Origin of the sequence: Mesorhizobium sp. M0598 (assembly GCF_040320865.1) — a bacterium.
Taxonomy (GTDB): Bacteria; Pseudomonadota; Alphaproteobacteria; order Rhizobiales; family Rhizobiaceae; genus Mesorhizobium.
Window position 1 is genome coordinate 136,550 of the sequence record NZ_JAMYQL010000002.1, and the last position, 18,261, is coordinate 154,810.

At 62.5% G+C, this 18,261-nt stretch carries 19 protein-coding genes; 13 read left to right on the forward strand and 6 right to left on the reverse strand.

Annotated elements, in window-relative coordinates:
• Nucleotides 1-96: 96 nt before the first annotated feature.
• The 8 genes from NKI59_RS03705 to NKI59_RS03740 all read left to right on the forward strand — a co-directional run bounded on the left by NKI59_RS03705 (nt 97) and on the right by NKI59_RS03740 (nt 8,923).
• A complete protein-coding gene (locus tag NKI59_RS03705) occupies nt 97-846 on the forward strand; it encodes a competence/damage-inducible protein A (RefSeq protein WP_352702419.1) in 750 nt (249 codons plus the stop codon).
• Nucleotides 847-925: 79 nt separating this feature from the next.
• The gene (locus tag NKI59_RS03710; protein ID WP_352702421.1) at nt 926-1,759 is read left to right on the forward strand and encodes a universal stress protein; all 834 of its coding nucleotides are present in this window, start codon (nt 926-928) and stop codon (nt 1,757-1,759) included.
• A gap of 127 nt (nt 1,760-1,886) precedes the next feature.
• Nucleotides 1,887-2,387 carry a xanthine phosphoribosyltransferase gene (gene gpt / locus NKI59_RS03715; RefSeq protein ID WP_352481145.1) on the forward strand — a complete coding sequence of 167 codons (501 nt, stop codon included), beginning with the start codon at nt 1,887-1,889 and terminating at the stop codon, nt 2,385-2,387.
• Nucleotides 2,388-2,609: 222 nt separating this feature from the next.
• Nucleotides 2,610-3,098 (forward strand): NUDIX hydrolase, encoded by a 489-nt coding sequence (locus NKI59_RS03720; RefSeq protein WP_352702423.1) that lies wholly within the window; start codon nt 2,610-2,612, stop codon nt 3,096-3,098.
• A 646-nt stretch (nt 3,099-3,744) separates the two neighbouring features.
• Nucleotides 3,745-7,509, forward strand: a complete 3,765-nt coding sequence (locus NKI59_RS03725; RefSeq protein WP_352702425.1) for a vitamin B12-dependent ribonucleotide reductase — start codon at nt 3,745-3,747, stop codon at nt 7,507-7,509.
• The gene (locus NKI59_RS03730) at nt 7,506-8,033 is read left to right on the forward strand and encodes a hypothetical protein (protein ID WP_352702426.1); all 528 of its coding nucleotides are present in this window, start codon (nt 7,506-7,508) and stop codon (nt 8,031-8,033) included. Before NKI59_RS03725 ends, NKI59_RS03730 begins: the two co-directional genes overlap by 4 nt.
• A 230-nt stretch (nt 8,034-8,263) precedes the next feature.
• Nucleotides 8,264-8,470, forward strand: coding sequence for a type II toxin-antitoxin system HicB family antitoxin (locus tag NKI59_RS03735; protein ID WP_352702428.1), 207 nt, complete (start codon nt 8,264-8,266; stop codon nt 8,468-8,470).
• Between the two features lie 72 nt (nt 8,471-8,542).
• Nucleotides 8,543-8,923 carry a VOC family protein gene (locus NKI59_RS03740; protein ID WP_352702430.1) on the forward strand — a complete coding sequence of 127 codons (381 nt, stop codon included), beginning with the start codon at nt 8,543-8,545 and terminating at the stop codon, nt 8,921-8,923.
• Nucleotides 8,924-9,051: 128 nt separating this feature from the next.
• On the opposite strand, the gene NKI59_RS03745 is transcribed toward NKI59_RS03740, so the two are convergent.
• A complete protein-coding gene (locus NKI59_RS03745) occupies nt 9,052-10,071 on the reverse strand; it encodes a GH25 family lysozyme (protein WP_352623616.1) in 1,020 nt (339 codons plus the stop codon).
• A gap of 252 nt (nt 10,072-10,323) precedes the next feature.
• Between NKI59_RS03745 and NKI59_RS03750 the strand changes: the two genes are divergently transcribed.
• Nucleotides 10,324-11,001, forward strand: coding sequence for a hypothetical protein (locus NKI59_RS03750; protein ID WP_352702432.1), 678 nt, complete (start codon nt 10,324-10,326; stop codon nt 10,999-11,001).
• Nucleotides 11,002-11,019: 18 nt separating this feature from the next.
• Nucleotides 11,020-11,238 (forward strand): hypothetical protein, encoded by a 219-nt coding sequence (locus NKI59_RS03755; protein ID WP_352702434.1) that lies wholly within the window; start codon nt 11,020-11,022, stop codon nt 11,236-11,238.
• 13 nt (nt 11,239-11,251) lie between these two features.
• On the opposite strand, the gene NKI59_RS03760 is transcribed toward NKI59_RS03755, so the two are convergent.
• The 5 genes from NKI59_RS03760 to NKI59_RS03780 all read right to left on the reverse strand — a co-directional run bounded on the left by NKI59_RS03760 (nt 11,252) and on the right by NKI59_RS03780 (nt 14,011).
• Complete coding sequence (locus NKI59_RS03760; protein WP_023674755.1) at nt 11,252-11,464, reverse strand: hypothetical protein; 213 nt, start codon at nt 11,462-11,464, stop codon at nt 11,252-11,254.
• A gap of 118 nt (nt 11,465-11,582) precedes the next feature.
• Nucleotides 11,583-11,981, reverse strand: a complete 399-nt coding sequence (locus tag NKI59_RS03765; RefSeq protein ID WP_023674754.1) for a GFA family protein — start codon at nt 11,979-11,981, stop codon at nt 11,583-11,585.
• A 196-nt stretch (nt 11,982-12,177) separates the two neighbouring features.
• The gene (locus tag NKI59_RS03770; protein ID WP_352702437.1) at nt 12,178-13,134 is read right to left on the reverse strand and encodes an alpha/beta fold hydrolase; all 957 of its coding nucleotides are present in this window, start codon (nt 13,132-13,134) and stop codon (nt 12,178-12,180) included.
• A 22-nt stretch (nt 13,135-13,156) separates the two neighbouring features.
• Complete coding sequence (locus NKI59_RS03775) at nt 13,157-13,642, reverse strand: SRPBCC family protein (protein WP_352702439.1); 486 nt, start codon at nt 13,640-13,642, stop codon at nt 13,157-13,159.
• Between the two features lie 120 nt (nt 13,643-13,762).
• Complete coding sequence (locus NKI59_RS03780) at nt 13,763-14,011, reverse strand: ParB N-terminal domain-containing protein (RefSeq protein WP_023674751.1); 249 nt, start codon at nt 14,009-14,011, stop codon at nt 13,763-13,765.
• A gap of 155 nt (nt 14,012-14,166) precedes the next feature.
• Here NKI59_RS03780 and NKI59_RS03785 point away from each other — a divergent pair, with 155 nt between their 5' ends.
• The 3 genes from NKI59_RS03785 to kce are packed head-to-tail and all read left to right on the forward strand — an operon-like array spanning nt 14,167 to nt 18,116.
• Nucleotides 14,167-15,807 (forward strand): N,N-dimethylformamidase beta subunit family domain-containing protein, encoded by a 1,641-nt coding sequence (locus NKI59_RS03785; RefSeq protein WP_352702441.1) that lies wholly within the window; start codon nt 14,167-14,169, stop codon nt 15,805-15,807.
• Nucleotide 15,808: 1 nt separating this feature from the next.
• The gene (locus NKI59_RS03790) at nt 15,809-17,176 is read left to right on the forward strand and encodes an aminotransferase family protein (protein ID WP_352702444.1); all 1,368 of its coding nucleotides are present in this window, start codon (nt 15,809-15,811) and stop codon (nt 17,174-17,176) included.
• Between the two features lie 10 nt (nt 17,177-17,186).
• Complete coding sequence (kce, locus tag NKI59_RS03795; protein ID WP_023674748.1) at nt 17,187-18,116, forward strand: 3,5-dioxohexanoate:acetyl-CoA acetone transferase; 930 nt, start codon at nt 17,187-17,189, stop codon at nt 18,114-18,116.
• Nucleotides 18,117-18,261: the final 145 nt, after the last annotated feature.

The window sequence follows — 18,261 nt, forward strand, 5'->3', positions numbered from 1 at the left end:
TGCAAGGGAGGTGGCACAGGTAGATCCGTCGTTTGGCGGCATTGCCGCCGGCCGTTTGCCGCGCTATCTCAGGCGACCCGTTTGCCGGAGCCAGTCATGACCGAAATCGTCACCGCCGCCATGCTCGTCATCGGCGACGAGATTCTGTCCGGCCGCACCAAGGACAAGAACATCGGCCACCTCGCCGACATCATGACGGCGATCGGCATCGACCTGAAGGAAGTGCGCATCGTTGCGGACGAGGAAGACGAGATCGTCGCTGCGGTGAATGCGCTGCGCACCCGCTATACTTATGTCTTCACCACCGGCGGCATCGGCCCGACGCATGACGACATCACCGCCGATTCGGTTGCCAAGGCCTTTGGCGTCCCATGCGAATACGACGCCAGGGCCTACGCCCTGCTGGAAGCAAGCTACGTCGCCCGCGGCATCGAATACACCGAAGCGCGCAAGCGCATGGCGCGGATGCCGCACGGGGCAGACCATATCGACAACCCAGTGTCGGTTGCGCCGGGCTTTCGCATTGGCAACGTTCATGTCATGGCCGGCGTGCCGTCGATTTTCCAGGCGATGCTCGACAATGTCGTGCCGACATTGCGGGCCGGCACCAAAATGCTGTCGGCAACCGTGGAATGCCCGTTCGGCGAAGGCCTGATCGGCGGGCCGCTGGGCGACATCCAGAAGGCGCATCCGGACACGATCATCGGCTCCTACCCGAAATATGGCGATGGCAAATTCTGGACGGAACTGGTGGTGCGCGCCCGCAGCCAGCAGGCACTGGATTCCGCACGCGCCGACGTAGAGGCTATGGTGGCGGGTTTGACCAAGGCAAGCAGGGTGGGCTGATCGGCCGGTGTGACGGAACCAAGCATCGCGTAGTGACGTTTGTCACGGATGGGATCGCCGTAAGAAATGAGGGACTGCCATGCGATTCAAGACCATCGTCGCCATATTGCAGAACGAACAGGACGCTGAGCGCGTCCTCGACTGCGCGATCCCGCTGGCCAGCCGATTCCAGAGCCATCTGATCGGCATCCATGCCGAGGCGCTGCCCGTGCCCTACACCTCGGCTACCGGCTTTCCGGACACCGAGTTCCTGCAGGTTTCCGCCGATATGAACCGGGAGCGCGCCGAGAAGTTGCAGGCCGCCTTTCACAGGCGCATCGAGGATTCCGGCCTGTCGTTCGAGTGGCGCAGTCTCGAGAGTTTTTCCGGCGACAGTGCGCTGACCGGCATCTCGACCGTTCGCACCGCGGACCTGATCATCGCCGCGCAGCGCGAATCGGGCAGCGACCCGAGCGCCGACGTCGACACGCTGGTCTACGATGCCGGCCGGCCGGTGCTGGTGGTGCCGCATTCGGGTCCGCTCGTCACCAGCTTCAAGCACGTGCTGCTCGCCTGGAACGGCAGCAAGGAAGCCGCGCGCGCGGCCTTCGATGCCCTGCCCTTCATCATCGAGGCCGAGAAGACGGACATCGTCGTCATCGACCCGCCCGATACGCTCGACGAGGCGCCGGAAACAGCCGGCGCAGAGATCGCCGCCTCGCTGTCCAGGCACGGCGCGACCGTCAGCGTCTCGGTGCTGAGGTCCGGCGGCGCCTCGGTCGACGACATCATCCAGACCAGGGTCGCCGAGTCGGGTGCGGACCTGCTCGTGCTCGGCGCCTACAGCCATTCGTGGCTGCGCCAGTTGCTGTTCGGCGGGGTGACGCGAACGGTGCTGCGCACCGCCCCGGTGGCGGCTTTCCTGTCGCGGTAGGTTCACAGGGATAGCTGGCAGGACAATCGCTTTGCCGCGCCCTTGCCAAAGCCAAGCCTTTCCAGTTAATTCCGCGCGCATTCCATAGTGTCTGCGCGCGATGCGCGCTTTGCGGAGTGCGCGAGAGATGTCCCTGCCCGAAAAAGCCTTCCCGGTCTCCTGGGACCAGTTCCACCGCGACGCGCGCGCGCTCGCCTGGCGGCTTGCCGGCGCCAACAAGGGGCAATGGAAGGCGATCGTCTGCATCACGCGCGGCGGCCTGGTTCCGGCCGCCATCATTTCGCGCGAGCTTGGCATCCGCATCATCGAGACGGTCTGCGTCGCTTCCTACCACGATTATACCAGCCAGGGACAGTTGCAGGTGCTGAAGGAGGTCACGCCGGCGCTGCTCGCCGATGACGGGGCCGGCGTGCTGATCATCGACGACCTCACCGACACCGGCAAGACGGCAGGCATCGTGCGCGCGATGATGCCCAGGGCGCATTTCGCCACCGTCTATGCCAAGCCGAAAGGCAGGCCGATGGTCGACACTTTCGTCACCGAGGTCAGCCAGGACACCTGGATCTATTTTCCCTGGGACATGGGCTTCACCTACCAGAAGCCGATCGCCGACGACCACGCCGGCTGATTCGCGGCAACGCCGCTTGATGCACCGAGTCCGCCCAGGGGACCTCCGCACACCGATAAAGGCGTGGCGCGACGCTGCTGCAGTCGCGCCGTTAGGCTGAGATCGGCGCAGATTGACGGAATCTGGCCGATCCGTGAAACATTTTTTACTTTCATTGCTTATAATTAGCCGTAAGATTCGTGAGACGGCAAATGATTCTGGAAGCTGGGGCAAGCTTCTCCGATGTTGACGAGGCCAACGACGCACAACCATAAGGCCGAAAGGGTCCGGCGACTCTTCGGCGCGGTGCCGTACCGCCTTCAGGTTGCAGCGTTGCCTTGGCGCGATAGCGGGGACGGCGTGGAAATCATGCTGATCACCAGCCGCGATACCGGCCGTTGGGTGCTTCCCAAGGGCTGGCCGGAAGCGAAGGAGCCGCTTAGCGAAGCGGCGGCACGCGAAGCCGGCGAGGAGGCCGGCCTGAGCGGCACAATCTCGCATCACGAGGCCGGCCGCTATTTCTATGCCAAGCTGCTGGCTACCGGCGAGGAAGTGCCGTGCGAGGTCCTGGTCTTCCCGCTGCAGGTCGACAAGGTCGCCGACCGGTGGAAGGAAAAGCGGGCACGCACCCGCAAATGGGTCAGCGCCGCCGAGGCTGTGCGCATGGTCAACGAACCCGACCTCAGCCAGATCATCGCCCATTTCTGCGCCGATCCGCGTAGGTTCTCCTGAGTCTCAGTCGCGCATAGCCTATCGCTCAGGTGCTGTGAATGTCGTTGCCGAAGCGCCTCCACCCAGAGCCGACCCTTCCTTGCGCTCCGCTTCTATCCCCGTTATCCACATGTGTGACACACAAGATGTGGGGGTCATAAAAGCTACGCAAACGAATCCTTGACGGCGCAAAACGAGTCGCCTTTTATAGGCCATGCGCTCCTGTTGAGAGTGCGACCGGAAAAGTTTCGAGGCCGGTCTTTTTCCCGGAATATGTGCGTTTTGAGCCGCATTCCCGCCTGTTTACGAGGCCGGCGAAGGCGTGGGATTTTGAAGCCTTGGGGGGCGAAAGGGGAGGATTGTCGGACTTGAATAAATTGTCTGTTAATACTATATTTAGTGTTTGCAGGTAGGTTCGACGCTAGATAATGTGAATTTCCCTCGATCGAGGGCGTTACAAAAAGTTTTCAGTTTTGAGGGACCCACAGGGTCCGTGAGCGCGTTGGACAGCGGCCTCGCAAGAGGTTCGACCGGCAGGGCGGCGGAGACTGTGACGATGAGAGCCGGCGGTTTTCGAACGCCGGCAGATGGCGGACATGCGCGTTTCGTCAAGAGGGCAGAAATCCTCTGGGAAAAGCGCTATATGTAGACAAAAGGGACCGGACCAATGCGCATCGAGCGTCGTTTCACCAAGCCAGGACAATCTGCCTATGCGGAGATCGAATTCCGCAAGGCGCTTTCGGAGATCAAGAATCCGGATGGCTCGGTGGTGTTCCGCTTGGACAACATCGACGTGCCGGCGCAGTTCTCCCAGGTTGCCGCCGATATCCTGGCGCAGAAATATTTCCGCAAGGCGGGTGTTCCCGCACGGCTGAAGAAGGTCGAAGAGACGCAAGTCCCCTCCTTCCTGTGGCGCTCGGTCGCCGACGAGGCGGAACTGGCCAAACTGCCCGAAGCCGAGCGCTACGGTTCCGAGACCGACGCCCGACAGGTCTTCGACCGGCTTGCCGGTACCTGGACCTATTGGGGCTGGAAGGGCGGCTACTTCAAGTCGGAGGAAGACGCGAGCGCCTTCCGCGACGAGCTCGCCTATATGCTGGCCACCCAGCGGGTCGCGCCGAACTCGCCGCAATGGTTCAACACCGGCCTGCACTGGGCCTATGGCATCGACGGCCCGAGCCAGGGCCATTTCTATGTCGACCCGTTCACCGGCAAGCTGACCAAGTCGAAGTCTTCCTATGAGCACCCGCAGCCGCATGCCTGTTTCATCCAGGGCGTGCAGGACGACCTCGTCAATGAAGGCGGCATCATGGACCTGTGGGTGCGTGAGGCGCGCCTGTTCAAATACGGCTCCGGCACCGGCTCCAACTTCTCGTTCCTGCGCGGCGAAGGCGAAAAGCTGTCGGGCGGCGGCCGCTCGTCGGGGCTGATGAGCTTCCTCAAGATCGGCGATCGCGCGGCGGGCGCCATCAAGTCGGGCGGCACGACGCGACGCGCCGCGAAAATGGTCATCGTCGACGCCGATCATCCCGATATCGAGGAATTCATCGACTGGAAGGTCAATGAGGAGCAGAAGGTCGCCTCGCTGGTCACCGGCTCGAAGATCGTCAAGAAGCATCTCGAAGCGATCATGAAGGCCTGCATCAACTGCGAAGGCAATGGCGACGATTGCTTCGATCCGGCGGTCAACACCGCGCTGAAGCGCGAGATCAAGGCGGCCAAGAAGGACGCGGTGCCGGAGAACTATATCTACCGCGTCATCCAGTTCGCCAAGCAGGGCTACACCTCGATGTCGTTCAAGACCTACGACACCGACTGGGATTCGGACGCCTATCTCACGGTTTCCGGCCAGAATTCCAACAATTCGGTGTCGCTGAAGGACGATTTCCTGCGCGCCGTCGAGCAGGACGGAGACTGGCATCTCACCGCCCGCAAGGACGGCAAGGTGCTGAAGACGCTGAAGGCGCGCGATCTCTGGGAAAAGATCGGCTATGCCGCCTGGGCGTCGGCCGATCCGGGCCTGCATTTCAACACGACGATGAACGACTGGCACACCTGCGCCTCGGCCGGTGCGATCCGGGCGTCCAACCCGTGCTCGGAATACATGTTCCTCGACGACACCGCCTGCAACCTGGCGTCGATCAACCTTCTGCCCTACCGCAATGCCGACAGCACGATCGACATCGCAGCCTACGAGCACACGGTGCGGCTGTGGACCATGGTGCTGGAAATCTCCGTCATGATGGCGCAGTTCCCGTCGAAGGAGATCGCCAAGCTTTCCTACGAGTACCGCACGCTCGGCCTCGGCTACGCCAATATCGGCGGCCTGCTGATGACCTCGGGTATTCCCTATGATTCCGACGAGGGCCGCGCCATCTGCGCCGCCCTCACCGCGATCATGACCGGCACCGCCTATGCCACTTCGGCCGAAATGGCCGCCGAGCTCGGCGCCTTCCCCGACTATGACCGCAATGCGCAGAACATGCTGCGTGTCATGCGCAACCACCGCCGCGCGGCGTATGGCGAAAGGGACGGCTACGAGAAGCTCGCCGTCAATCCGGTGCCGCTGGTCGCCTCGGATCTCAAGCAGCAGGAACTTGCCGACCATGCCAAGGCCGCCTGGGACCGCGCCATCGAGCTCGGCGAGGAGCATGGCTACCGCAATGCGCAGGCAACCGTGATCGCGCCGACCGGCACGATCGGCCTGGTGATGGATTGCGACACCACCGGCATCGAGCCCGATTTCGCGCTGGTAAAATTTAAGAAGCTCGCCGGCGGCGGCTATTTCAAGATCATCAACCGCGCCGTTCCGGAAGCGCTGCGCACGCTCGGCTATTCCGAGGCCCAGATCGCCGAGATCGAGGCCTATGCCGTCGGCCACGGCAATCTCAACCAGGCGCCGGGCATCAACCCCGGCTCGCTCAAGGCAAAAGGCTTTACCGACGAAAAGATCGCAGCACTCAATGCCGCGCTGAAGTCGGCCTTCGACATCAAGTTCGTCTTCAACCAGTGGACGTTGGGCGCCGACTGGGTGAAGGAGACGTTCGGCTTCACCGATGAGCAGCTCAATGATTTCTCGTTCGAGATGCTGCCGGCGCTGGGCTTTTCGAAGAAGGACATCGAGGCCGCCAACATCCATGTCTGCGGGGCGATGACGCTGGAAGGCGCGCCGTTCCTGAAGGCCGAACACCTGCCGGTGTTCGACTGCGCCAGCCCGTGCGGCAAGATCGGCAAGCGTTCGCTGTCGATCAACAGCCACATCATGATGATGGCGGCGGCGCAGCCCTTCATCTCCGGCGCCATCTCCAAGACCATCAACATGCCGAACGACGCAACGGTGGAAGATGCCAAGGGCGCCTACATGCTGTCGTGGAAGCTGGCGCTGAAGGCCAACGCGCTCTATCGCGACGGCTCGAAGCTGTCGCAGCCGCTCAACGCCTCGTTGCTTGCCGACGTCGAGGAGGACGAGGACGAAGCCATCGAGCAGCTGATCGCGGCACCGGCCGCGCAGCGCGCGGTGCAGGTGACCGAGAAGATCGTCGAGCGCGTCGTCGAGCGTCTCTACCGTGACCGCGAGAAGCTGCCGAACCGCCGCAAGGGCTATACCCAGAAGGCGGTCGTCGGCGGCCACAAGGTCTATCTCAGGACCGGCGAGTTCGACGACGGCCGTATCGGCGAGATCTTCATCGACATGCACAAGGAAGGTGCCGCCTTCCGGGCGATGATGAACAACTTCGCCATCGCCATCTCGCTCGGCCTGCAATATGGCGTGCCGCTCGACGAATATGTCGAGGCCTTCACCTTCACCAAATTCGAGCCGGCCGGCATGGTGCAAGGCAACGACGCCATCAAGAACGCCACGTCGATCCTCGACTATGTGTTCCGCGAACTGGCCGTCTCCTATCTCGGCCGCCACGACCTCGCCCATGTCGACCAGTCGGATTTCGACAAGACGGCACTCGGTCGCGGCATCAACGAAGGCAAGGCGACGCCCTTCTCCAAGGGTCTCACCCGCGGTGCCTCGCCGGTTAAGCTGGTGTCGGGCATGAGTGCCGAGCCCAAGGGCTTTGCGGGTTCGGGCTCCGGAATTCCAGTCCGTACCGCCCCGACCGCTTTCTCCGGCTCCAACGTGCTGACGCTAAAACCGGCAAGCGACGAAGCCGTCGCCTACAAGCGCGACTACGAGGAGCGCGCCAGGGAACTGGTCGAGGACATCGTCTACGCGGAAGCCTCCGACCCGACGGAGCTGTTCACCGACGAGGCCGCGAAAGAAGCAGCCGAGGCAAAAGCGCTTGCCGCCAACCGGCGCCAGCAATCGCTCATGCAGGGCTACACCGGCAACGAATGCTCGGAATGCCATAACTTCACGATGGTGCGAAACGGGACTTGCGAGAAGTGCGATACTTGCGGGGCCACGAGCGGGTGTAGTTGAGCGCTCACATCTTCATGGCCGATTGGCGTAGACAATTGAAGGGGGCGTTTGCCTTTGACAGCGCCCCTTTCGCCGTACACCCAAACGACGAACGCCGAGCACTTACTGCCATTTCAAACGCGATCCGTTCAGGCGCGTCGAAAATAGAAATAGAACGCGAGATCGAAAAGTATTTTCAAGATAGAAAAACTGGCCAAGAGTTTATCAAGTATCAAATCTACCTGTTTCGTTCCTACTTTAATCGCCAATACTCAATAATAAAAAATTGCTGGATCCTATCTAAGACCTCCACAAATGGAGTCGAATTCATAACGATCTTCTCAGGACGCACCTCGATTGACATCATTCTTTACCACTGTATGCATATCTATGCATCACGCGAGTACAATCAGGCCACCCAGCTAATGCGCGCGAAGAAGAAAAGTTGGCCGGTATTTCGCATCCAATTCCATCAGTTCGAGAGCGGCGCTCTTTGGGAAGGCAGGGCGTCTATCGGCGAGTCACCAGACTACCTTCTAGACTAGAACGAGCAGATGCGACGCTTTCAAAGGGGCTAGATCCGACTTCCTCGATAACGTGGCGCCCGAAGCTGATCCCGAAGGACCCCGGCGAAACCTGGCATGGGATGCGCTACCCGAGCTAACGACGCCAAGATAGCCGCCCAATTGCTTCTGCCAGCAATTGCCGTCTATCGCGTCAATGCCGCCAGCCCCTTCGTCGCCGTGGCCGGCAGTCCGCCTAAAGGAGCGATGACATGCGTTACGCGGTGGTGATTGAAAAAGCCGGAAACAATTTTTCCGCTTACGTGCCGGATCTGCCAGGCTGCATCGCCACCGGTGCCACGGTCCCTGAAGTGGAAACCGAAGTTCGCGACGCAATACGCTTTCATATCGAAGGCTTGCGCGCCGATGGGCTGGATGTGCCCAAGGCTGTTAGTCTGGCGGAATATGTAGAGGCATAGAGCCGGGCAAAATGTGGTGCTGCAGGGTTGCGGCGTCCCGCTTCGAGTGTCAGAGTCCCGCGATGGTGCGGAATGATTGATCACATAACGGTTGCAGTGAGCGATCTGCAGAAGAGCAAACTCTTCTACGAAAGAGCTTTTGGACCTTTGGGATATCGCCTTTCCTTTGGTAAGCAGGGGGTGTTTTGGGCTTTTGATGTCGGCAGCGGCAGCTTGTTCGAGATTCAACATTCGGACAGCAAACCACCGCTGACCCGTGTGCACGTCGCTTTCCGGGTAAATGGCAGGGCAGCGGTTGACGCGTTCTATCGAGCTGCCCTCGACGCCGGTGGCGCAGACAATGGTGTACCCGGCCCGCGTCCGGAATATGCAGAGAATCACTATGCCTGTTTTGTACTTGATCCCGATGGCTACAACATTGAAGCCATGCTCAATGAGCCAGTGACGGAATGACGAGGGGCAATCCTCTCGTCGTCATCCTAGGGCGGAGCAGGAGCGAAGCGACGTCGCGGAGACCCTAGGATGGCGACCGCGGAGAGGCTTCGGCTAAATCACCAAAGCTGGAATAGACGCGACCGCCCTCATTCCGCCTCGGCCACCATCTGCCGTCCGCCAGTCCAGTCGCGCCAGGCGCGCTCATCGCCACGGAACACGTTGAGGTCGATGCGGCCCCTCACCCCGTGCGACAGGCCGGAGCCGGAATATTGCCAGAACAGCCATTTGCGCCCGGGATAGACCTTTGACGGGTGGGCGGCCACGGCGCGCAGCCAGAACGGGTAATCCAAAAATGCGCCGCGCAGGTTGTCACGGTAGAAGTCAGGCGCGGTGTAGATGATCGGGCGCTGGCCGTAGTAGCGCTCGAGCTTGTCCATGAACACCTGCATCTTCTCCAGCACCTTTTGCCGCGATGGGCGGCGCTTGCAGCTGGAGTCGCCGTTCCACTCGACGTCGATCACCGGCGGCAGCGCACCCTCGACCCTCGGCACGTTGCGGATGAACCAGTCGGCCTGCTCGCCGGCGGTCCGGCACCAGTAGAAGAAATGATAGGCGCCGCGTTTCAGGCCGGCGGCATCGGCACTGCGCCAGTTCCTGGTAAACATCGGGTCGAGATGATCGCCCCCGTCAGTCGCCTTGATGTAGGCGAAATTGGCGCCCTGGGCACGCAGCTTTCCCCAGTTCACATTGCCCTGCCAGCGCGAGACGTCGACGCCGTGGACGGCGAGACGCCTCGGCGAGGATGCCTTGCCGAAATTGATCGGCTTGGCATCGCGAAAACCATAGCGCGTGACCGGCTCGGCAAGCATTGCTGGCGCTGCGCGTGTCAGCCGCCTCGGCGGCGATACCAGCGCGATCACCTCGGCCGGCGGCTCGACGCTTTGGTCGGGCTCCGCCATGGCGACCGGCTGTTCGTCCTGCTCCTGTTCCGCGAAGGCGGGCGCAGCATCAGTTTTCGCAGCAGATGCCACCGGCGCGGGCGGCCGCACAACCGAGCTGGTCGTCTCGCTGGACGGCACTTGCAGCGCATCGACGCCGGATGTCGATGTGCAGCCGGCAAGGCACAGCGCTGCGATCGAAAAGATGACGACGCCTGATAACCGCATCTGGACCTGTACGCAAAACACAACAGACCGAAGGCAGGACAACGCCGCCGGACAAACCAAGCTGGATTCCTAACAAGAAACTACCAACAAAGTTTGAATCGAATTGTTAGGGCTTTGCAGCGAGACGTTGGCCGGGCGGAGGTGTGCTATCCCTCCAATGTTCGCCCACGTCGCTGCCTCGGCTTGACAACGCACGGCATGAGATTAGTCTCCACTAATCTTACAGTGTAAGTTCATACTTGGGAGGAAGTCATGCAGCCCGCCGCCCTGTCGGAATTGCAGCCCGCAATCCCGCCGGAGCCACGCTCGCCCGCCATCGGCGTCGACGAGATACCTCGCAACCTCAGTCGCGCCATCGAACGCGCCGAGGTCAATGCGTGGCTCGACCTCTATCGCGCCGCGCCGTCAGACTTTGCCGCAAGGCAAGGCCTTGCCATCGCCGAAGATGGCGATCTCGTCTGGACCACCTGCACGACGATCCCGTTCATCCATTTCAACTGTGTCAAAAATTTCGGCGTCGAGAGCGCGGCCACCGAGAGCCGGCTCGACGCGCTTCTGGCGCATTATCGCGACGCCGGCATTCTGCGGCCCTGGTTCTACACCAACCCACACACCGAGCCCGCGACGCTCAGCTGCTGGCTCGAGGCGCGCGGCCTGCAACGTCAGGGCGGCTGGGAACGCATCTTTCGCGACGCCACGCCATTGCCCGCTGAGCCGCTTTTCCCGACGGAGGATGTCTCGGTCGAGCGGGTGACGCCGGCAACGGCAAGGGAATGGGCTGGGTTCATCGACAGCCAATATCGGTTGCCGACCTCACCGTGGTTGCTGGCGCTGGCCGGCCGACGCGGCTGGCATCATTACATGCTGCGGCGGGAAGACGCGGTGGCGGCGGTGCGCTCGATGTTCATCGGCGCCGACGGCATGGCCTAGAGCGGCATCGACGCGCCGGTGCCCGGCATCATGGCGCCGAGCTTCGACCTCGATGCAATGCTCGGCGAAGCGATGGTGCGCGACGGACTTGCGGCCGGTGCAAAACTGTTCGTGGCCGATATCGAGGCGCCGCGAGCCGAACGTGACGGGCCAGCCTACCGCAACTATGCACGCCTCGGCTTCAAGCTTGCCTATTTCCGCAGCCATTACAGCTATTTGCCGGCAAATTCCGGCTGACCGCTTCAAGACCCTAGCTGCACAACCACAGCTTGTGACAGGTCGTGGCCATCAGGTGGGCCGGCGGTACAAAGCGATCGTTGACCGGCGCATCATCGTCTACCCGGCGGACCTTTTCTTCGAGCAACGTGCGAAGTTGTGCCGGTTGCACGCGGTCGCGCTCCATTACCAGCTTGATCATCGGATCACTCAAGAGCTCGTCCAGGGTGTTGATGCTGTCGTTCATTCCGTCGCCTCCTCGACTGCCGCCCGCACGCAATAGATAGGCAGCAATGATGGCCCGCCAATGACGCTTTGCCGGCTATCTCGTGTCGCTTTGGATTAAATTTTGTCCAGATTTCACCTCAAGCCGGAGGTGGCGCGCCTTCATATTGCGGCAGGCCGTCATCGATCTGCACCCAGGGCTGCTTCGAGGCGGTCCAGATATGCATCTCAGGCCTGAACACCGAGGGATCATCGAGGGAGCCGGTAGTGATGCCGATGATGCCGGCGGAATCGCGTCGGGAAAACATCGTCGTGCCGCAGCGGGGACAAAAGCCGCGCTTGAGATCGGGCGAGGAATTCACTGTCGCCAGCGGTCCGTCGACCGTCACATCGTCGATGCGGAACAGCACGCGCGCGTTAAAGGCGGCACCCAGCGCCTTCTGGCACAACCGGCAATGGCAGACGCGCTCATTGATCGGTGCCGCCTCGGCGCGGTAGCGCACCGCGCCGCACAAACACCCGCCCTGATATCTTGCCATCACCCGCGTCCCTGCCCTGTGAGGATAGGCGGCATACCTATCGATAGGCGTGGCAGCGTCAATTGAAAAGCTTTGATGGCGCCATCTATGGCTGTGATGCGGCCGATCCACGATTGGCCGATGCGCCGGGCCAAGGCCCCATGGGCGAAATGCCGGCCATCTCGCGGAAGACGGCCGGCAGACAATTGACTGGGCGTCAGTTCGTTTCGTTGACGACCTCGTCCCAGGTCTTGACCTTGGTCTGGCCATTGAGGAACGGTAGCGCGGCAGCTGTCAGTTCCGGCGCGAAGAACACGTCGTAGTGGGTGCGGTTCGGCAGGATCGCCAGGCGGTTCTGCGACAGGTTCTCGCGCATCCAGCCGGCGTCCTTCAACCCGCCGCCGAGCATCTGATAGAACTTGATCTCGTGCTCGGGGCGGTACATATCGCTGTCGCCAAACACCAGCATCACCGGCATTTTCAGCTTCGGCACGTCGGCCGAATAGTCGTAGTCCTTGCGCATATAGGCGCCGAGCTGGTCGAGCAGTTTCGGAAAATCCTCCGGATGCGGCGCAACCGCGACGTAGGACTTGTACATCGGCGTGTCCTTCATCATGTCGGCCATCGCCGCGCCGACTTGTGCCTGCTGGCCACGCATCTCGGCGTAGAAGCCGTCCGCGGCGTAGCCGGTCGAGACCAGCACTAGGCGGCGCACCGTTTCGGGATGCTGCACGGCCATTCGGAAGGCGACGCCGCCACCCAGCGAATAACCCATGACGTCGACCTTGTCGTAGCCGAGTGCCTTGACGATCGCTGCCATGTCGTCGCCCATCGCCTCCAGGCTGAGCGGCCGGTCGCCGAGCGCGGTGCGGCCATGGCCCTGCAGGTCGACCCCGATGACGGTGCGGTTCTCGGTAAGCTTTGGCAGGATCGGCGCGAACATGTCGGTCGTGCCGAGACCGCCATGCAGCAGAAGCAGCGGCTCGCCCTTGCCATAGACGGCGTAATAATAGTTCAGGCCGTTGATCGGCAGCAGGCCGGATTTTTCCGGCGTCGGCAGTGTTGCGGTTGCGGTCGTCATGGCGGGCTTGGCCTCCTCTGCGTTGATGGTGCCCGGCGCGGCAAACAGCGCGGCGGCCGAGGCGAAAATGGCGAAAAATATCGATCTGGACATCAGTCTCCCTCTCCCGTTTGCATCAAAGTCGCTTGGCGACCTCCTCAAGCTGTTCGGCGCACTGGCCCCAGCCGTCGTGAAAACCCATTTTCTCGTGCTGTTCGCGGTCGGCGACCGACCAATGCGCGACGCGGGCAATGTAGCGCGTCTTGCCCTCGCCCTCGTCCTCGAAGGTCAGCACGACCGTCATGAACGGCTTTTCGGACGGCTCCCACGCCTTCGTATAGGCATCGGTGAAGACGAGCTTTTTGCCCGGTACGACTTCGAGGAAGATGCCTGGATTCGGGAACTCCTTGCCGTCGGGATCGGCCATGACGACAACGGTGGAGCCACCGGTCCGCACATCCATTTCGGCGCGCGGCGTCATCCACGGCTTCGGCGAGAACCATTGCGTCAACAGCTTTGGCTCGGTCCAGCAGCGATAGACGTTCTCGTGCGGCGCATCGATGATGCGGGCGAGAACCAGCTCGCGATCGGAGTTGGGGGCGACGTCGAGCTTGGTGGTCATGGTGTTTCCTCACATTTCGGTTTGGCTTCCGTGTCTAGGACGAATCGACACGACGCAAGCCGACACGGCCCGCGAAAAAATCCGCGGGACAGGAGATTCGAATGAGCGAACTGAGTGGCTTCAGTGGCGCTTGGCTTGCACCAGATAGGCGTCGATCTCGGTCTCGCCGAGCCACTTGGCCGCTTCCAGCCGATGCAACCCTTCGACCAGGATATGGCGCTTGCCGTCATGGCGCACCTGGATCGGCATCTTCATGCCGTTTTCCAGAATGTCCTCGGCCAGATGGCGGACGGTCTCGGGATGCAGCGTCTTCTTGCGCGCCGTCGGCACGTAGATATCGTTGACCCTGACCTTTTGCACTCTCAGCATATCGGCTCCCGTGGCGGACAAGGCCGCCCTTTGTGAGATAGTCTGTTTGTCCGGCAAGGCCAAGGGAGCGCCCGGCAACGGCTGGCCCGATCGTTTCCAATTGACGCTTGGCCGGCGGATGGCCGAAATGGCGGCCTTCGACCTTAGCGGTGTCCATGAACCATCTGCCGACCGAGTTTCCCGATTTCGGCCTGACGCCGGAGCAGCGACGCCAGGCGGTGCGCAGCCATTACTGGGAATGGCCCGGTATGGATGGCAGGCGCGGCGAAATCTGGTGCTACAGCGACCGTTTTTCCTACCGTCCTGGCGACATGGTGGCACTGCATGTCAGTTCGACGGCCGCCGGTTTTGGCATCGCGATCATCCGCGACGGCGGCGCGGAAACGACAATGTTCGAAGGGACCGGAATCGCGGCGCGCTGGCAAGATACGCCGGACCAATGTTCGGTCGAAGGCTGCGGCTGGCAAGCGTCGTTCGAGTTTCGCATCGGCGACGACTGGCCATCCGGCGCCTATCGCGTCACGCTTGAAGCGAACGGTCGCGACGGCAAGCCGATCCGCTGTCATCACCTTTTCATCGTCTCGCCGCAGCCCGGCAAGAAACCCGGCCGCGTACTGCAGGTCGCGGCCACCGGCACCTGGCTCGCCTACAACACATGGGGCGGTTCCAACCATTACGAAGGCATCACCGGGCCAGACCGGGACCAATATGCACGAATGGTGTCGACCCAACGGCCGTGGTGCCGCGGCTTCGTCGTGCTGCCCAGGGACGCGCCGCGCGTGCCGCTCGAAGTCGCCGTGCCGCCGAAAACCGTGCCGCGCTATCCGCATATGGAATGGGCCTTTGCTACCGGCCATTCGAAGAAATACGCATCGTCCGGCTGGGCAAGCTACGACAGCCATTTCTTCCGCTTCGCCGAGCGTGCCGGCTACGCCGTCGATCTCGCCAGCCAGCACGATCTGCATTTTTCGCCCGACATTCTCGACGGCTATGACTGCGTCGTCTTGGTCGGCCACGACGAATATTGGACCTGGGAAATGCGCGATGCGGTCGACACCTATGTCGAGCGCGGCGGTCATGCGGCGCGCTTTGCCGGCAATTTCATGTGGCAGACCAGGCTGGAGGACGAAGGCCGCCGGCAGGTCTGCTACAAATATCGCGCTCGCGCCGAGGACCCGGCCTATCGCGGCGGTGATATAAGGCGCGCCACCAATTCCTGGGAAGCGCCGGAAATCGGCCGGCCGGGTGCGGCGACCTTCGGGCTTAACGCGACAAGAGGCGTCTATGCCGGCTGGGGCGGCTGCGCGCCGCGCGGCGTACGCGGCTTTCCGGTCTACCGGCCGGAGCATTGGGCGTTTGCCGGCACCGGCATCTACTATGGCGATCTGCTCGGCGCCGACAGCCATGTCTATGGCTACGAGGTCGACGGGCTCGATTTCGAGATCCGCGGCGGCCTGCCCTACCCCACGACCACTAGCGGTGCGCCGGACGGCCTGCAGGTGCTCGCGGTCGGCATGGCGAGCCAGGTCGAGGAAAGCGCCGACATTGCGTTCGAGGACCAGTTTCTCGGCGACGAGGACGGACGCTTCACCGCCGAGACGCTGTTCGGCGAGGCAAGCGATGCCAACCTCGACAAGGTCAAACGCGGCAACGGCATGATCGTCAATTTCCCGCGCGGCAAAGGCGAGGTGTTTCACGCCGGAAGCTGCGAATGGGTTGCCGGCCTGCTAAGGCAGGATGCGATTGTCGAGCGCGTCACCAGAAATGTCCTTGACCGCTATCTTGGAAAGCCATGACATGTTGAAGTCTCCTGCCCCGGAAACTCGCGAAGCCTCGCATCTGTTTTATCTATCCAGCCTGCGCCGGCCGATGATCGACCGCGCCGAAGGCATCTACATGTGGACGCAGGATGGCCGCCGCTTCATCGACGGATCGAGCGGTCCGATGGTTGCCAATATCGGCCACTCCAATCGCAACGTGCTCGACGCGATGAAACGGCAGATGGACCGCGCCACCTTCGCTTACCGTCTGCATTTCGAGAACGAACCGGCAGAGGAGCTCGCGCGGCAGCTGGCGGCCAAACTCCCCGAGGGCATGGACCGCATCTTCTTTGTCTCCGGCGGCTCGGAAGCGACCGAATCCTGCATCAAGCTGGCGCGGCAATGGGCGGTCGCCACCGGCCAGCCCAGCCGTTGGAAGGTGATCTCGCGCTTTCCCTCCTATCATGGCGGCACGCTCGGCGCGCTCGCCGTTACCGGCGACGATGCGCTGTCCGAAACATTTGTGCCGATGATGCAGATGATGCCGACCGTGCCGGCGCCCATCGCCTGGCGCGACCGCGACAATCTTTCGATGGAACAGCGCGGCATCCGCTACGCCGACATGCTGGAGGAAAAGATCCTCGCCGAGGGACCGCAGAGCGTGCTCGCCTTCATCATGGAGCCGGTCGGCGGCGCTGCCACGGCAGCACTGGTGGCGCCGGACAGCTACTATCCGCGCATCCGCGAGATCTGCGATCGCTACGGCATCCTGCTCATCCATGACGAGGTGATGAGCGGTGCCGGCCGCACCGGAAAATTCCTCGGCGGCGACCACTGGAACTGCAAGCCCGACATCGTCGCGCTGTCGAAGGGGCTGGGCTCGGGCTATGCGCCGCTCGGTGCGCTGGCGGCACCGATGCGACTGGTGCAGCCATTGCTCGCGTCGGGCGGCTTCCAGCACGGCCATACCTACGCCGGCAACCCGCTCGCCTGCGCCGCCGGGCTCGCCGTGCTCGGCGAGATGGACCGTCTCGGCCTGATCGCCAATGCGGCTGTCATGGGCGAGCTTTTGATGGACGAGCTGAGGGGATTGGCGAAGCGGTTTCCGTTCATCGCCGACGTCCGCGGCAAGGGCCTGCTCACCGGTGCCGAAATGGTCGCCGATCCCGACACGCTGCGGCCGATCGAACCGGCAAAGAAGGCCACCCAGCGCCTGCTCGACCTCGCCTACGAGCGCGGCCTGATCATCTACGGACGCAGGGTCAAGGGCGGTGTCGACGGCGACAATTTCATGGTCGCGCCGCCGATGATCGTCACCGCCGCGCAGATCGGCGAGATCATATCCATCATCGGCGACTCGCTCGAGGTGCTGGCCGGCGAGCTCGACCTGGCGGTCGAAGGCTGAGAGGCGAACCATGGCGCCGCGAAAAGTCATCATCACTTGCGCCGTCACCGGGTCGGTACACACCCCGTCGATGTCGCCGCATCTGCCCGTGACGCCGGACCAGATCGCCGCAGACGCGATCGCCGCCGCCGAAGCCGGCGCCGCGATCCTGCATCTTCACGCCCGCGACCCCAGCGACGGGCGGCCGACCGCCGACCCCGAGGTGTTCATGCAGTTCCTGCCGCGCATCAAGCAGGCGACCGATGCGGTGATCAACATCACCACTGGCGGATCGTCGCTGATGACGCTCGACCAGCGGTTGGCCGCCCCGCTCAGGGCCGAGCCCGAAATGTGCTCGCTCAATATGGGCTCGATGAATTTCGCGCTGTTCCCGATGCTCGAGCGGCCGCGCGAATGGCAGCACGAATGGGAGCCGAAGCTGCTCGAGGCCACCCGCGACACGATCTTCAAGAACACCTTTGCCGATATGGAGACGGTGCTCGAAAAGCTTGGGCGCGGATGCGGCACGCGCTTCGAATTCGAGTGCTACGATGTCGGCCATCTCTATTCGCTTGCGCATTTCCGCGACCGCGGGCTGGTGTCGGGCCCATTGTTCATCCAGTTCGTATTCGGCATATTGGGTGGCATCGGCGCCGATCCCGAAAACCTGATCCACATGAAGCGCATCGCCGACAAACTGTTCGGCGACAGCTACCGGTTTTCCGTGCTGGCGGCCGGACGCCACCAGATGCCGATGATCTCGATTGCGGCGACGATGGGCGGCAATGTCCGCGTCGGGCTGGAGGACAGCCTCTACGACGGGCGCCAGCTCGCCAAGTCCAATGCCGACCAGGTCCGCCGGATCCGCGGCGTGCTGGAAGGGCTGTCGCTGGACGTCGCAACGCCCGCCGAGGCACGGCAGATGCTGGCGCTCAAGGGCGGCGACCGCGTGGCGTTCTGAGAGGAAGGCAATCTGAAATGTTTGGCTCCCGGCCCACCCCCCTCTGTCCTGCCCTCTTTACCACTACTTGGCATCTCCCGGGAGGTGATCCGATCTCCCCCCTTGAGGGGGAGATGGCCGGCAGGCCAGAGGGGGGTGCCTTGGC

Excerpts from the sequence above, each read along its gene's own strand:
- NKI59_RS03705 (WP_352702419.1), top strand. The coding sequence starts at position 97 with ATGACCGAAATCGTCACCGCCGCCATGCTCGTCATCGGCGACGAGATT.
- NKI59_RS03710 (WP_352702421.1), top strand. The coding sequence starts at position 926 with ATGCGATTCAAGACCATCGTCGCCATATTGCAGAACGAACAGGACGCT.
- gpt (WP_352481145.1), top strand. The coding sequence starts at position 1,887 with ATGTCCCTGCCCGAAAAAGCCTTCCCGGTCTCCTGGGACCAGTTCCAC.
- NKI59_RS03720 (WP_352702423.1), top strand. The coding sequence starts at position 2,610 with ATGTTGACGAGGCCAACGACGCACAACCATAAGGCCGAAAGGGTCCGG.
- NKI59_RS03725 (WP_352702425.1), top strand. The coding sequence starts at position 3,745 with ATGCGCATCGAGCGTCGTTTCACCAAGCCAGGACAATCTGCCTATGCG.
- NKI59_RS03735 (WP_352702428.1), top strand. The coding sequence starts at position 8,264 with ATGCGTTACGCGGTGGTGATTGAAAAAGCCGGAAACAATTTTTCCGCT.
- NKI59_RS03740 (WP_352702430.1), top strand. The coding sequence starts at position 8,543 with ATGATTGATCACATAACGGTTGCAGTGAGCGATCTGCAGAAGAGCAAA.
- NKI59_RS03745 (WP_352623616.1), bottom strand. The coding sequence starts at position 10,071 with ATGCGGTTATCAGGCGTCGTCATCTTTTCGATCGCAGCGCTGTGCCTT.
- NKI59_RS03750 (WP_352702432.1), top strand. The coding sequence starts at position 10,324 with ATGCAGCCCGCCGCCCTGTCGGAATTGCAGCCCGCAATCCCGCCGGAG.
- NKI59_RS03760 (WP_023674755.1), bottom strand. The coding sequence starts at position 11,464 with ATGAACGACAGCATCAACACCCTGGACGAGCTCTTGAGTGATCCGATG.
- NKI59_RS03765 (WP_023674754.1), bottom strand. The coding sequence starts at position 11,981 with ATGGCAAGATATCAGGGCGGGTGTTTGTGCGGCGCGGTGCGCTACCGC.
- NKI59_RS03770 (WP_352702437.1), bottom strand. The coding sequence starts at position 13,134 with ATGTCCAGATCGATATTTTTCGCCATTTTCGCCTCGGCCGCCGCGCTG.
- NKI59_RS03775 (WP_352702439.1), bottom strand. The coding sequence starts at position 13,642 with ATGACCACCAAGCTCGACGTCGCCCCCAACTCCGATCGCGAGCTGGTT.
- NKI59_RS03780 (WP_023674751.1), bottom strand. The coding sequence starts at position 14,011 with ATGCTGAGAGTGCAAAAGGTCAGGGTCAACGATATCTACGTGCCGACG.
- NKI59_RS03785 (WP_352702441.1), top strand. The coding sequence starts at position 14,167 with ATGAACCATCTGCCGACCGAGTTTCCCGATTTCGGCCTGACGCCGGAG.
- NKI59_RS03790 (WP_352702444.1), top strand. The coding sequence starts at position 15,809 with ATGTTGAAGTCTCCTGCCCCGGAAACTCGCGAAGCCTCGCATCTGTTT.
- kce (WP_023674748.1), top strand. The coding sequence starts at position 17,187 with ATGGCGCCGCGAAAAGTCATCATCACTTGCGCCGTCACCGGGTCGGTA.